Annotated in this window: 13 protein-coding genes; 6 read left to right on the top strand and 7 right to left on the bottom strand. The window is 45.5% G+C overall.

What is annotated here, in order from left to right; genetic code table 11:
- Window positions 1–56: 56 nt before the first annotated feature.
- Together ACLHG7_RS14505 and grxD are read right to left on the bottom strand one after the other, a co-directional pair.
- Window positions 57–1376 (bottom strand): GGDEF domain-containing protein, encoded by a 1320-nt coding sequence (locus tag ACLHG7_RS14505; RefSeq protein WP_410211708.1) that lies wholly within the window; start codon window positions 1374–1376, stop codon window positions 57–59.
- A 237-nt stretch (window positions 1377–1613) separates the two neighbouring features.
- Entirely contained in the window at window positions 1614–1973 is a 360-nt protein-coding gene (gene grxD / locus ACLHG7_RS14510) for a Grx4 family monothiol glutaredoxin (protein ID WP_114898315.1), read from the bottom strand.
- A gap of 203 nt (window positions 1974–2176) precedes the next feature.
- Here grxD and ACLHG7_RS14515 point away from each other — a divergent pair, with 203 nt between their 5' ends.
- The gene (locus ACLHG7_RS14515) at window positions 2177–3400 is read left to right on the top strand and encodes an aspartate aminotransferase family protein (protein WP_410211709.1); all 1224 of its coding nucleotides are present in this window, start codon (window positions 2177–2179) and stop codon (window positions 3398–3400) included.
- A 57-nt stretch (window positions 3401–3457) separates the two neighbouring features.
- Here ACLHG7_RS14515 and ACLHG7_RS14520 read toward each other — a convergent pair whose 3' ends face one another.
- The 3 genes from ACLHG7_RS14520 to surE all read right to left on the bottom strand — a co-directional run bounded on the left by ACLHG7_RS14520 (window position 3458) and on the right by surE (window position 6170).
- A complete protein-coding gene (locus ACLHG7_RS14520) occupies window positions 3458–4366 on the bottom strand; it encodes a LysR family transcriptional regulator (RefSeq protein ID WP_114898313.1) in 909 nt (302 codons plus the stop codon).
- Window positions 4367–4424: 58 nt separating this feature from the next.
- Window positions 4425–5252: a peptidoglycan DD-metalloendopeptidase family protein gene (locus ACLHG7_RS14525; protein ID WP_410211710.1), complete on the bottom strand. Its 828-nt coding sequence runs from the start codon at window positions 5250–5252 to the stop codon at window positions 4425–4427.
- A gap of 81 nt (window positions 5253–5333) precedes the next feature.
- Entirely contained in the window at window positions 5334–6170 is an 837-nt protein-coding gene (surE, locus tag ACLHG7_RS14530) for a 5'/3'-nucleotidase SurE (RefSeq protein ID WP_410211711.1), read from the bottom strand.
- Between the two features lie 202 nt (window positions 6171–6372).
- Between surE and ACLHG7_RS14535 the strand changes: the two genes are divergently transcribed.
- The 3 genes from ACLHG7_RS14535 (at window position 6373) to ACLHG7_RS14545 (ending at window position 9305) form a co-directional block, all read left to right on the top strand.
- A complete protein-coding gene (locus tag ACLHG7_RS14535) occupies window positions 6373–6870 on the top strand; it encodes an MCR_0457 family protein (RefSeq protein WP_410211712.1) in 498 nt (165 codons plus the stop codon).
- A 205-nt stretch (window positions 6871–7075) separates the two neighbouring features.
- Window positions 7076–8233, top strand: coding sequence for a JmjC domain-containing protein (locus ACLHG7_RS14540; RefSeq protein WP_410211713.1), 1158 nt, complete (start codon window positions 7076–7078; stop codon window positions 8231–8233).
- A gap of 208 nt (window positions 8234–8441) precedes the next feature.
- Window positions 8442–9305 (top strand): hypothetical protein, encoded by an 864-nt coding sequence (locus ACLHG7_RS14545; protein WP_410211714.1) that lies wholly within the window; start codon window positions 8442–8444, stop codon window positions 9303–9305.
- A 62-nt stretch (window positions 9306–9367) separates the two neighbouring features.
- On the opposite strand, the gene ACLHG7_RS14550 is transcribed toward ACLHG7_RS14545, so the two are convergent.
- Window positions 9368–10897: a flavin-containing monooxygenase gene (locus tag ACLHG7_RS14550; RefSeq protein ID WP_410211715.1), complete on the bottom strand. Its 1530-nt coding sequence runs from the start codon at window positions 10895–10897 to the stop codon at window positions 9368–9370.
- 372 nt (window positions 10898–11269) lie between these two features.
- Here ACLHG7_RS14550 and ACLHG7_RS14555 point away from each other — a divergent pair, with 372 nt between their 5' ends.
- Window positions 11270–12589 carry an acyl-CoA dehydrogenase family protein gene (locus ACLHG7_RS14555; RefSeq protein WP_410211716.1) on the top strand — a complete coding sequence of 440 codons (1320 nt, stop codon included), beginning with the start codon at window positions 11270–11272 and terminating at the stop codon, window positions 12587–12589.
- A gap of 12 nt (window positions 12590–12601) precedes the next feature.
- The gene (locus ACLHG7_RS14560) at window positions 12602–13807 is read left to right on the top strand and encodes an acyl-CoA dehydrogenase family protein (RefSeq protein ID WP_410211717.1); all 1206 of its coding nucleotides are present in this window, start codon (window positions 12602–12604) and stop codon (window positions 13805–13807) included.
- A 73-nt stretch (window positions 13808–13880) separates the two neighbouring features.
- On the opposite strand, the gene ACLHG7_RS14565 is transcribed toward ACLHG7_RS14560, so the two are convergent.
- Window positions 13881–14489: a peroxiredoxin gene (locus tag ACLHG7_RS14565; protein WP_410211718.1), complete on the bottom strand. Its 609-nt coding sequence runs from the start codon at window positions 14487–14489 to the stop codon at window positions 13881–13883.
- Between the last annotated feature and the right edge of the window lie 53 nt (window positions 14490–14542).

The following is a 14542-nucleotide window of genomic DNA, read 5'->3' on the forward strand; positions in this document are numbered from 1 at the left end:
GGTATCGGCTTTTTTTATTCTTCATTTTAAATGATGATTCATCTAAAACTAAAAAATCAACACTCTTCAACAGCGGCTGCTTTCCGCATAGATTCACTAAAAAACTCATAGCGATTGCGACCATTCGCTTTAGCTTTATACAGTGCTGCATCCGCCTGTCTTAGTAATTGATCAATACTGGTTTCTGGAGTAGGCACTGCGACAGAGACGCCTATACTAAAAGTCACATATTGGTTTTCACCATCAGGGTGAGGGATACTAAGCGCAGTCATCCGTTCGATTAGCCGCTGTGCTTGCTGCTCGGCCACATCCCCTTCCATACTAGGAAACAATAATACGAACTCCTCCCCGCCGTAGCGCGCTGCAAGCTCACCACTACGTTTGGCTAAGCTATGGATCAATTGCCCCACTTTGCGCAAACATTCATCACCAGCCACGTGACCCAGCTTATCGTTGTAATGCTTAAAGTAGTCCACATCAATGATCATCAACACGAGGGATTGCTGCTGACGCAGTGCACGATTCCATTCATGATTCATCATTTCATCCAAATGACGACGATTCGCAAGTCCAGTCAGTGCATCTTGGCGCGAGAGTCCATCCAACTGATTGGCTAAACGCTCACCATTGATTACAGCCTGCTGTAATAAACAGGCTTGTAAGAAATTAGTGCGCTCTTGGCGATCAAGTGCATAAGCCATGCACATTCCTAAAATACTTGTTCCGGTATAAGTACGATGGAGCAACTGCCAATCCATCTCCGCATGCAATTGATGCGTCAAAATAAAACCAAGAATACCCCCTGCCCAACCCGCAAATACAGCCAATGGGAAACGTAACCCCACAAAACTATAGATTAAAATCATCGCATACATGATCCCCGCATGCGACAAGATCGTACTCACACCTGGGGCAATAACGTTAGCAACCGCAACAGATAAACCCACACAAATCAGACAACCAATCGTGACATACCATTCAAACCATCGATCAAATATCGAAAAATACGAAATAACCCAAGCACCCGCGACAACAACAGCCACCCAACCATAGATATTAATCCAGCGGACAAAGCTATTATCAGGTAATAATTTGATAATCCCTGAGATCAAGATGACATAAAGCAAGAGAATAATCGGTGCTCGAAAATGAAAACTTTTGAGAGCTCGTGGACGGTAGTAAGTCCGATATTTTGTTTCTAGTGCTTTTGGGAAACGCAGTGACCAAAACTTTGAATTGAGTACGGCCCTAATCTCTTCTTCTGAGTGATCATTTTCCTCAACGCGATCACCAAGATTCAACACCCCCATTGAACGTAAAGGCATTGAATTAATGTCAGTAGAATCAATATCACCAGAAACAATGTCATTATTCATCGCGCGTATACCTGATTCCTTGATAATTGTAATAGGGGTCAAATCTTCCTGATTTACCATCTAATTTTTTATAGTTATTTTTATAAAGCCACGTGCTCAAACTACCATAATGCGACTTAGAAATACCAATGCTTTTTTCTCATTTTATCGACATTTTTTAACAAATCTAACAACGATTAATGCAAACAAAAAAGAGCCTTTATATGGACTCTTTTCTATTCAGCATACAGTGTCTGATTAAGCTTGTTGAGCAGGTGAGTGCTCTTCAATCAACGGTTTCAATTCACCTTTTTGAAACATGTCCAAAACGATATCCGAACCACCGATCAATTCGCCATTAACCCACAGCTGAGGGAAAGTAGGCCAATTAGCAATACGTGGCAACGTTGCACGAATTTCAGGGTTTTCCAGAATATTGACATACGCAAATGGACGACCAATCTGGCTTAATGCTTCAATCGCACGTGCAGAAAAACCACACTGTGGAAATTGCGGGGTGCCTTTCATGTACAAAAGAACGGGGTGCTTCGCAATTTGTTCGCGAATAAGCGTTTCTGTTGCATTAGCGCTATCTGGGGTTGATTGAACATCTGACATAACGGTTAGACCTGATTCAAAAGTATTGCACAATTATAACGCCGATCTGCCAAAAAGCGTAATGAAAGCGTAGCTTTTACGCGTCAAAATGTATTTACTTTTTTTATAACATTCCATCTGTAAAATCTGCATGGAATTCACATCATTTCTATCATAATTTGCTAACATGTTGACCTATATTTTGTGCAACCTGAGAAACGATCATGAACTCACCTCTAAATCCTCATGCCGTCATTGAGACTTCTGCTCAAACAAGTCATTTGATGCCTACTTATGCGCGCCAACCGATCGCATTTGTACGAGGACGAGGTTCATATCTTTATACAGCAGATGGCACTGAATACCTTGATGCATTAACTGGGATTGCGGTCTGTGGTCTTGGGCATGTACATCCAGCGGTCACTACTGCGCTGGTTGAACAAGCAGAAACTCTCGTCCACACCAGTAATCTATTTCAAATTCCTTGGCAGGAAGATGCTGGGCGTTTGCTCTGTCAGGTTGGCGGCATGGAGCGCTGTTTCTTCTCCAATAGTGGTGCTGAAGCCAATGAGGCTGCCATTAAACTTGCACGGATGAGTGCTTATAAAAAAGGCATCACCACACCAAAAATTATCGTAATGGAAAAATCCTTCCATGGACGTACCCTAGCAACCCTATCCGCAACAGGAAATGAAAAAGTCCAAAAAGGCTTTTATCCATTAGTAGAAGGCTTTTTGCGTGTCCCTTTTGGTGATGTCGCCGCGATTGAAGCATTGACTAAAGACCATGATGACATCGTCGCTATTCTTGTTGAACCAATTCAAGGCGAAGGGGGTGTCAACACAGCGCCCCAAGGTTTTGTTTATCTTGAAGAGCTGCGTGCAATCTGTGACCAGCATGACTGGTTACTAATGCTGGACGAGATCCAAACAGGTAATGGTCGTACGGGTCAATATTTTGCGTACCAACATACTGCAATCAAACCGGATGTATTAACAACGGCTAAAGGCTTAGGCAATGGCTTCCCTGTGGGTGCATGTCTGGTCCGTGATAAAGCTGCTGATTTATTTAGCGCAGGCAACCATGGCTCAACTTTTGGAGGCACACCACTCGCCTGCCGTACAGTGTATGCAGTCATTGAGAGTATTCAGAAAGAAAAAGCGACTGAGAACGCAGCAACAGTTGGTCAATATTTAAAAGATCGCTTTACGGAAGAGTTGTCAGGGCTAGGCGTCATTGTCCGTGGCTTCGGTATGATGCTTGGGATTGAATTGCCCCGCCCTTGTGGTGAGCTAGTAGCCAAAGCACGAGATGAGCAGCATTTGATTCTGAACGTCACTGCGGACAATGTGATTCGTCTATTGCCAGCGTTGAACTTAAGTCAAGCAGACGCAGATAAAATCATTACGCGTGTGGTGACTCTCGTTAAAGATTTCCTAGCAGCTTAATCGTGATTTGAGTAATAGAAAAAGGGCACATGATGTGCCCTTTTTTATTGGCCATCCTCAAATCGCCTGCATCTGGCTAAAATACTGAGTCAAGGTCTCTATACATCGTACCACTTTAAGGGGTTGTTCACGGCGCAGTGTAATTGCATAAACCGTATAGTTGGGCTGTAACTCCCACTCTGGCAACACCTCAACCAATCCCCCTGTTGCATACGACTCAGGCATATCGACAGAGAGCAGCATAGTCAGTCCATGGCCTTGCTCAACCAAAGAGCGCATCAAAAAGACATTGTTAGTGCTAACTCTTGATGTAAAACGAACGACCTGCTCTTCACCCGTAATACGATGACGAAAATGTCGGTCATGATGCCCTTTGACCAAAGTCAGTCCAATATGCTCATGATGAACCAAGTCAGCAGGCGTTTGTATTGGTGGATGGCTGCTGAGATATTCTGGTGAGGCACAGAGGATTAAACGCGTTTGCGCCATAGGTCTGGCAATGAGGCTAGAATCTGCAAGGCTTGGGCTAAGTCGCACCGCAATATCTATACGCTCTTCAATCAAATCAATATAGCGATTATCAGCCTCGAAGTGCACATTGAGCTGTGGATGACCCTGCAACCAGCTGGATAGCGCAGGTAAGACATGATTAACACCCAGTTCCGGCGAGGTCGCAATCCGTAAATCACCCACAAGCTCATTACGCAGCTCATTAATACGGACTCGACCTTGCTTAGCTGCAAGTACCATCTCATTACAGCTTTGGTAAAAAACACCACCCGCTTCAGTCAGGCTTAACTTTCGAGTTGAGCGATGTAAGAGTACAGTACCCATCTCTTGCTCTAAAAGCCTAATCTGCTGACTCACTGCACTGGTAGTAATTCCCAGTTCACGCGCGGCACCGCTAAAAGAACCGCGGTCAACCACGCTGACAAAGATCGCCATGCTGCGTAAATTATCTAACATATTTATGAATATCCAACGTAAAAATTACGCAGGGCAAAGCTCAGAATTCGGGAATAAATTATCGCTTTGGCAGCACAAGTGCTGGATCCATCGGTTTTCCATTTAACCGGACTTGAAACTCAAGCATGACGCGATTTGTCCCTGAAGACCCCATTTCTGCAACTTGTTGCCCTGCACTCACTTTGGTTTTTTCTTGTACTAACAAGCGTTGATTATGAGCATACGCTGTAATATAACCATTTGCATGCTGGATGAGTACTAAATTGCCATATTCTGGCAAGCCATTACTGGCATAAATCACTGTTCCTTCAGCCGCGGCTCGCACTGGATCACCGGCATTGCCTGAAAAACGTAGTCCTTTAACTTGTTGTGACACGTTGAAACTCTGCGTCACAGGATTATCCGTAGGCCAGCGCCATGCAATCGCACCATAAGCAGCGGTAGAGCCAGACTGTGAGACGACTTGTGGTGACGTATAGGTTGTAGGTGCCGGGCTCGTCGTGATCGGTCCAGTAGATAACGGCTGCGCTGTTAATGGTCGATCTGGAGCTATCGGCGCAACTTGTGGTCTGTTACCCGAATCCACCAAACGCAAACGCTGTCCAACATAAATCACATAATCACTGCCTATCTGATTCATGCGTGCAACATTTTGATAATCAAGTCCATAGCGCATCGCAATCTTACTAATCGTATCTCCGGATTGCACGGTATAGAAAGTAGGTGCAGGCAACACCGCACGCGTCGATCTGGTCGTGCTCGGCGCTGAAGCACAGCCGACCAATGACGTAACAACGGCAGCCAAGATCACCTTGCTCATCAAAGATGCCCATGGACGGCGCGGCGTGACTTCCAAAGCGGAAACTTGAATATTAAAATGCAGCAATCTATTAACCCTCTATCGATAATCATTGTCATCAGTACGTCTAATGATGAATAAACCCGCCAAAACGTCTGGCAATGCGAATTATGTTGGAACGATACGGTTCTGACCCAATGTTTGTTTTAAACTGACTAGCGTTGAATAACCAGTAGAATCCAGCCGAATCGGTGTAATACTCACAAAACCATCATTCAATGCAGCAAAATCTGTACGAAAGTGTTCTACTGATTCAATGCCATATTGATTAGTAAAGGTTTGAGCCACAGGTTGGTGCAATACGTGATCCTGCCCTAGCGGATCGCCTGACTTGCCTACCCAATACATCTTGCGTCCTCTGGGATCAATCTCACTATGCACAGGCTGCGATACATCTCTGACACCCATTCGCGTGACTTCAACGGTGGTTAATACTGCCACATCAGGAATATTAATATTAAAAATATGCCCTGCTGGCAATGTGGGGACGCCTTGCTGAACAAAATCTCGAACCCACTCTGCTGCTACTTTAAAATGCAAAGCATCTCGATATTGCTTGGCATGTACACCGACTAACGATACCGCAAGTGCGGGCAGAGCCAACCCTCGTCCTTCAAATGCAGCACCGACCGTTCCCGAATATAAGACATCATCCCCCATATTCGCACCAGAATTGATGCCACTAATGACCAAGTCAAAAGGTTCATTAAATAAACCATTTAGCCCCACATAAACACAATCAGCAGGAAAACCATTCACCGCCCAGAAACCATTAGGAAGTTGGACGGGGTGCAAAGGTCTATCCAAAGTCAATGCACTGGAGGAACCGCTTCGTTCGGACTCTGGTGCGACGACAACCACCTCAGCAATTGCGGATAATGCCTCTGTGAGTGCCAAAAGTCCCGGTGCAAGTACCCCATCATCATTACTTAGTAAAATTCTCAATTCACACTCTCAATCAACCATAAATATCATTAAACACGTCAATTTTTTCAACAGAACTTATGGTTTTATCTTATTTTGTAACCATCATCATCCCAGCGTCTACAAAATTGATGCAAACTCGCCGTAAAATCACCTAAAAGCAATAGCCTACAACACGGCATAATACGCGTTATTCAAGCATAGTCTATTATAGAGTCTTTATATGAATCGTATTCATCTCGCAACCAACACCCTAGTCGCTGCATTACTCTCTACATGCTTTATCGCAACAAGCAGTTTTGCTGCGGATTCGAGTAGTAAAGCAACTGTGGCCAAAACAGCGACCAGTAAATCAACGGCTGCTAAAACAGCAGCAAAATCACAAGTTGAGGTCGAAGGAGGATCTGGTGCATCTCAAGAAGAAATTGCGACCATTGATGTACTCAATGAAATTTGCCCTCAAATCCTCGGCACCAATAACAATAAGAACTTTCATAAGGGCTATACCAACTTACTGACCGAATTACTGCCATCCATTCAAGATCCAGTTCTTGCCGTGGCTTCAATGCATACCGATCCCGATTACATGAAGATTCTCGCCAGTGCACGCACACGTACGCTTGCTGAAAAAACTGAAGATAATCGCGATGTCTGCTTAGATGTTCTGCACTACCCTGCACCTAAGCACAAAGCTGCATCCGGCGATTCTGCTGCTCAATAAAATCATTCAGCTTATGTGAGACCTTCTTTTTTTGATTGTCGATCAGAACTGGTATTCTGATCGACAACTCCTTTCAATAAGCAACCCGCCCTTTTCTAGAAAGCCTCTGATTGAATCCAAAAAAAGCATGCCTATCGACATGATGCCTTGGTATATAATGCGTCCATTCGATTTTCCATGACTTTTATAAAGACTCCATCACGACATGACACATATACTTGGCAACATCTCCATCGACACCTTTCTGACTGAATATTGGCAAAAAAAACCATTGCTGATTAAAAATGGGATGCCGCAAATAGCAGGGCTGTTGGAACCCGACGATATAAAAGAACTGGCCCTTGAAGAAGACATTCAAGCACGCTTGTTGATGCAAAACCCAAAAAATGCTGAACAATGGCGCGTCAAAAAATCTCCCTTTGTTGCAAACGATCTCAAGAAACTCCCGCCCCTACACACACTATTGGTGCAAGCTGTAGATCACTGGTCTCTTGATGTTGCAAATCTATGGCAAGCTTTTGATTTTATTCCTCAGTGGCGTCGTGATGATGTCATGGTGTCCTATGCACCAGCAGGTGGCTCTGTGGGACGTCATTTTGATCAATACGATGTGTTTTTAGTGCAAGGGTATGGCAGCCGTCGCTGGCAACTGGGTCAATGGTGCGATAATCAAACCGCGCTAGTACCTGACCAGCCACTGCGTCTGCTTCCTGAGATGCAAGATATATTCTTTGATGAAGTGCTTGAAGTCGGTGATGTGCTCTATGTTCCACCCAAACTAGCTCACTATGGCGTCGCAGTCGGTGAATGCCTAACCTACTCCTTCGGTTTCCGCATGCCAAATGCTGCACAACTTCTTGAACGCGTGGTTGACCACGTTATTGGTGACTCTGAACTCCAAGCCCCACTTCAAGATTACCGTACAAAAACTTACAGCGCAGGTTTAATCAGTACTGACGAACTCGAAGCATTACGTTTAAAACTCATTGAGTCTTTGAAAGAAACACTGCAAGACTCAGATTCATTCACACAAGCAATATTACCGTTGCTAAGCGAATCACGTGATCCTGACAACCTTCCAGAAGGTTTTGGCATTGCAAAGAGTGAGTTAAAACAAGCATTGCAAAGCGGTGCAACCCTGCAACGCGAACCTGCAGGACGTTTGATTTATCTACAGCAAAGCGCCTCCCTTGAATTCTGGTGGAATGGTGAAGAGATTGAGGTTCCAACCGCACAGCAAAGCATTGCCCAAAAATTTGCAGATGGCCTAGTCCTTGATCAATCCAGTGTCACTATTGATAACTATGAATTCCTCACTGACTGGATCGGTGAAGGACGTATTATTCTCAACGAAATGGAATAAATCTTAAAAATATCTGCTTCATATCGGTTGATGGTAATACGCATGCTGATCATCAACCGATACTGCTTATCCCCTCTCAAGCCTTCCCCCTCGATTTACTCATCAACGCCATAGTACTTTAAAAATATTTATCGTCTTTACATTTGATTCAACTTTCATCCATGTTTTCCTCCAAAAATACCATCACCAATAGATGAGGTGAAATTAAATGGATATGAAACATGAGCATGGATTGCAATACGATTTAGAAAATTTGTTCCAACGGAATGCGAGCCGACGTCAGGCGTTGAAACTTATTGCCGGTGTCAGCGTTGCGCCTATGGTTCTGATGGGATGTGGCAATGGTGATGGATCAACGACGTTGACCTCGTCTACGACAAGCACAGCTGATACAACTACATCCAGCACAACCACTTCGTCGTCATCCGCATGTACCGTCATTCCAACTGAAACAGGGGGACCCTACCCCGGCGATGGCACCAACTCAGTCAATGGTCGTATCGTCAATGCATTAGTTCTTTCGGGCATCGTGCGCAGTGATATTAAACCGAGTCTCACCACCACCAATACTGCCACAGGCATCCCGTTGACCATTAAGCTCAAACTCGTCAACACCAATTCAAGTTGTGCATCGCTGGCTGGCTATGTGGTTTATTTATGGCATTGCACATCTGACGGTTTATATTCGCTGTATTCTGCTGGGGTGACTTCCGATAGCTTTCTTCGCGGTGTGCAAGTTGCCGATGCAGATGGCTATGTGACTTTTAAGACAATTTTTCCTGGCTGCTACAGTGGGCGTATGCCCCATGTACATTTCGAGATCTATCCCAATTTGGTACAGGCAACCTCGGCGGTCAACGCCATCAAAACCTCCCAGTTTGGCTTCCCAGTTGCCACATTGAATGAGGCCTATACCAACGCTGCGTATAGCAAAAGCGTCACCAATCTGGCTCAGATCAGCTATGCGACAGATATGGTTTTTAGTGATGGGGTGAGCAATCAAATTGCGACAGTTACGGGCAGCATGTCAGCAGGCTATGTCTCAACACTGACTGTGGGTCTTGCGATATAGCACTCAGCCCATTCTCAAGGCCGAATGCTAATAAGGGATCTGATCCTAATCAGGGTCAGATCTTAGATACGTGCCAACAAACGTTTGACGATATTTTTGCTTTCTGGAGTGCCACCTTGACCATCATAGACATCTGGGTTGAATTTACGCGTTTTTAAGATGTAGTTAAACGTAAAACTTGGCCAGAGGGTCGTATTCTTACCACTGGCATCGAGATACCAGCTTGCACAACCTGAACTCCAGACTGATTTACTCATTTGTGCATGAACTTCATCGGTAAAGCGATTTTCATCATCAGCTTTGACTTCAAGACTTTGATAACCCTGTTTTTTCATGTATGTGAGTGCTTGACCGATATAACGGGCTTGCGCTTCAATCATCAAAATAATGGAGTTATGTCCAAGGCCCGTATTGGGTCCAGCCATGAAGTATGCATTCGGGAAGTTATGAGTGGTAATGCCCAAGTACGCATGCATGCCTTGTGCCCAATGTTCGCTAATGCTAAGACCATTTTTTCCTTTCATCGCAAACTGTGCAGCATCACCCGTGATGTCAAAGCCTGTACAGAAAATAATGACATCGACTTCATGCGCTTGGCCTGCAGACACTACACTGTTTTCAGTGATGGCATCAACTGCACCAACCAGCTTGACTTGCGGCAAGTTGAACGCTTGCAAGTAGCTGTTTGACATCAGAATACGTTTACAACCCATCGTGTAATTCGGTGTCAATGCAGCACGTGTTTGCTTGTTTTTGACAACACGTAAATGCTTATACGCCATCAACTGACCGACTTTCATCACCCGAGGATCAATAACAAAACCTGCTGCAGAAGCTTCTAATGTCCAGTAGATCTGCTTGCGATAGAGCCAACGTGACAATGGCTTTTGCTCTAACTTATCCAGCGTTTTTTCTTTATAGGCATAGTCTAGTTTCGGCAATACCCAAGCTGGGGTGCGCTGAAATACAGTAAGCTGACCTGCAACTTTTGCCAGCTCTGGCACAACCTGAATCGCACTGGCGCCAGTCCCGACGAGTGCAATACGCTTGCCTTTCAAATCAACGCTATGATCCCATTCTGCCGAGTGCATTTTGATGCCTTTGAAATCATGTAGGCCTGGAAGATTTGGGTAGGTTGGGATATGAATGGCACCCCGTGCGGATACCACAACGCGAGCGCGATAAACCTGACCTGTCGTCGTGGTGACAGACCAAGAATTCTCTGCTTCATGGTATTCACTGCTTTGAACACCCGCATTAAAGCGCGTATCGCGATAGAGGTTATACTTCTTCGCGACATGCTTCTGATAATCAAGGATCTCAGGCTGCATGGCATATGAGCGCGACCAACGATACGGCTCAAACGAGAAACAATACATGTGTGAAGGGACATCACAAGCCGCACCCGGATAGACGTTATCTCGCCATGTCCCGCCGAACTCATTCCCTTTTTCCAAGATCAGGAAGTCGATACCTGCTTTTTGTAATTCAATCGCCATCGCCATGCCGCTAAATCCAGCACCCACAATGATCACAGAGGCATCCATGCCGACACTTACGTTGCCCAAGGCTTGCCCACTTAAACTACCCATTACCTACTCCCCAACCATTACGCCAAAAGTCTACTCGAACCCACTACAACTAAAGTTATTTAATCACGTAAATTCGCGCGCGGTATTCTACCTGATATGCAAGGATGATACCGAATACTATTTGCACTCATTTGACGTCTATTCCACGCAATTTGCCTGACCACTTCACTCAATGTTTTGTACTATTTTAAAGCTAAAGTGCCACAGACTTTGAAGTCTGACTCAGTCAAAATAAAGCATAGTAAGGCTTACAGACTTTTTATATCACGATTGACTTTTCTGACAAAAATTGATTTTAGTGTGACCATAGGGAAGATTGCTCTTTCATGACAGCATCTACCCGTTCTCCCGCCATCACATGGAATTACACTGATGCACACACAAGATACTTTTATGGGCAAGGCACAAGGTCTAGGCCTATACATGCTGACCCAATTCGCGTCTAGCGATATCGCTGACCGTTTAAAAATACGCAAGCCCATTGAGGGGCTGCTTTATCAGGGCTCAAAAACTGGCTTTCAAATTGCAACTCAAGCAGCGCGTATTTTTACGCCGGCAAAGTCTTCTGGCAAAGCAACGCGCTTACCAAGCCAAAAACGCAATAACCTGTTTGATCTGACGCTGACCGATGAGCAGCAAATGACACGTGACTCATTGTCACGTTTCGCTAAAGAAGTGATTCGCCCTGCTGCACATGCGGCAGATGAAGCACATGGCATTTCTGCTGAAGTACAAACTCAAGCCAGTGAGTTGGGTTTGATGTATTACGCAGTACCAGAAAGCTTAGGTGGAGCAGCTACTGAAGACAGCCTCGTCACTCAAATGCTCGCGCTTGAAGACTTAGGTCATGGTGACTTCTCTCTCGCTGCTGCCATTTACGCGCCGGTTAGCGTGGCCAACGTACTGACCCGCTATGGTACTGATGCACAGCAACAGCAGTACCTCCCTGCATTCATTGATGAAACTAAGCCTGCAATCGCAGCACTGGCATGTAATGAACCTAGTGTCGTGTTTGACCCTTACAAACTACAAACGACTGCCCGTGCAGAGGGTGACAGCTATGTATTAAACGGTGAGAAATCTCTGGTATTACTTGCTGCCGACAGTGAGTTATTCATCATCTCTGCACAACTAGATGGTCAACCTGCGCTCTTCATCGTAGAAAGTGGCCTCACTGGCCTAACCCTGTCTGAAGAACCAGCGATGGGTCTTAAAGCCGCTAAAACTGCACGTTTACATCTGAAAAATGTGCGTACGCCAAAAGTCAATTTACTGACTGAAGCTAATTATCGTGAGTTTCTGGACTTAGGTGCACTGGCATCCTGCGCTGTCGCTGTCGGTACAGCGCAAGCGGTTCTGGATTATGTGGCGGTCTATGCCAATGAACGTGAGGCCTTCGGTGAGCCAATCAGCCATCGTCAAAGTGTCGCATTCATGATTGCAGATATGGCGATTGAAGTGGATGCCATGCGTTTGCTTACATGGAGTGCATGCTCTCTTGCAGAAGCGGGTAAACCCTTCCACCGTGAAGCACACCTTGCGCGTATTCTCTGCAGTGAAAAAGCCATGAAAATTGGTACCGATGGTGTGCAATTGTTGGGTGGTCATGGCTTCACTAAAGAACATCCCGTCGAGCGTTGGTATCGTGATCTGCGCAGCGTCGCAATCACCCAAAACGCCATCAGCCTGTAAGGAGAAAATCAAATGAATCTTGAAGTCCCTAAAAAGTTTTCGATGCTGGTTGAACAAGCCCATCAAGTCGCTGCAAACGTGTTTCGTCCAATTTCACGTAAATACGATAAAGGTGAACATGACTATCCAAAAGAACTGGATATGCTGGCATCCCTACTCGATGGCATGAATGAAGGCGGTGAAAATGCTGCGGGTGCAGTCAGTGCAACAGGCAATCCTTCAGGCGGTAGCGACGGCATCGTCAAAAACGGTTCAAACATGTCTACAGCACTGGGTGCGATGGAGCTGTGCTGGGGTGATGCTGGCTTTATGCTTGCACTCCCACGCCAAGGTCTCGGCAATGCGGCGATCGGTGCTGTGGCTAACGAAGAACAACTCAAACGCTTTCAAGGTGTCTGGGCAGCGATGGCTATCACTGAACCAGGTACAGGTTCTGACTCAGCCGCAATTCGTACAACAGCGGTTAAAGACGGTGATGACTACATCCTAAACGGTGAAAAGATTTTCGTTACCAGTGGTCAACGTGCTGATGCGGTTGTGGTCTGGGCAACATTGGACAAGAATGTTGGTCGTGCTGCGATCAAATCCTTTGTCGTTGAACACGGCACACCGGGTATGGAAGTAGCCCGTTTGGAACATAAGCTTGGTATCAAGTCATCAGACACTGCAGCGATCAACTTTGTCGATTGCCGTGTACCTGCTGCTAACCTGCTCGGCTCACCAGAAGTCGATGTGCAAAAAGGCTTTGCCGGCGTCATGCAGACTTTTGACAATACCCGTCCTCTGGTTGCGGCGATGGCAGTTGGCGTCAGTAAAGCGGCTTTAGATCTGACTCGCGAATTGCTTAAAGATCACCTGTCTAAAGACTATGCGACCCTGCCAATCAATGCATCCTACATCGAGGCAACCCTTGATCGTTTGGAAGCAGACTGGGAAGCTTCTCGCTTACTGACCCTAAAAGCAGCATGGATGGCCGACAACAGACAGCCAAACTCAAAAGAAGCTTCGATTGCCAAAGCCAAGGCGGGTCGCGTGTGTAATGAGATCACGCTGAAATGTGTCGAGCTGTGTGGTTCGGTCGGTTATAGCGAAGTGGAATTGCTGGAGAAATGGAGCCGTGACTCGAAGATTCTGGATATCTTTGAAGGCACACAGCAGATCCAGCAATTGATCGTTGCACGTCGCGTACTTGGTAAATCATCTTCTGAATTGAAGTAATGGTTAAGATGTATTGAAAACATTAAGCCCTATCAAATGATGGGGCTTTTTTATGACGTCATGTATACAAGATTTATTTGCTAGACAACTTCGCAATATCCTTCAAAACCTGCCCTGCATGCGACTCGGTATTCACACTCGCATAGTGATAAACAATCACGCCTTGCGGATCGATCAAAAAGGTCTCGCGCTTGGAATAAGACAGTGGACCAAAACCGCGTAACACCTTAAATGACTTTGCCAGATCATGCTGAGTATCGGCAAGCAGTGGAAATGGCAAACCTAATTTATCAGCAAAGGCTTTATGCGAGCTCACATCATTTAAACTCACGCCGAGTACCGTAATATTCTGCTTCACGTAAGTCGGGTAAAGATCACGAAACTGCCGAGCCTCCTCGGTACAACCCGGAGAATCATCCAAAGGATAGAAATAGAGCACTAGCCACTTGCCTTGATAATCTTTTAGGCTATGCCACTGTTGATTCTGATCTTGCAGGCGGAAATCGGGCGCTTTAGTACCGACCCACTCACCTTTTGCCGTGTCCGCATTGCTGTTGACTAAGGTCTTAGGCTTTAAATCTGATAACGTTGTTTCGGCTTGAGCAGCAAGCCCCAATACACCCAGACCTAACCCACATACCAGCGGAATCAATTTACGACGAAAAATAAGGTTTAGCTTCATGTCCAAACGCTCCAAAACTTTCATCAATATATGAAAGTCGATATTCAAATAAT

The organism is Aquirhabdus sp. (assembly GCF_046462495.1).
GTDB lineage: Bacteria > Pseudomonadota > Gammaproteobacteria > Pseudomonadales > Moraxellaceae > Aquirhabdus.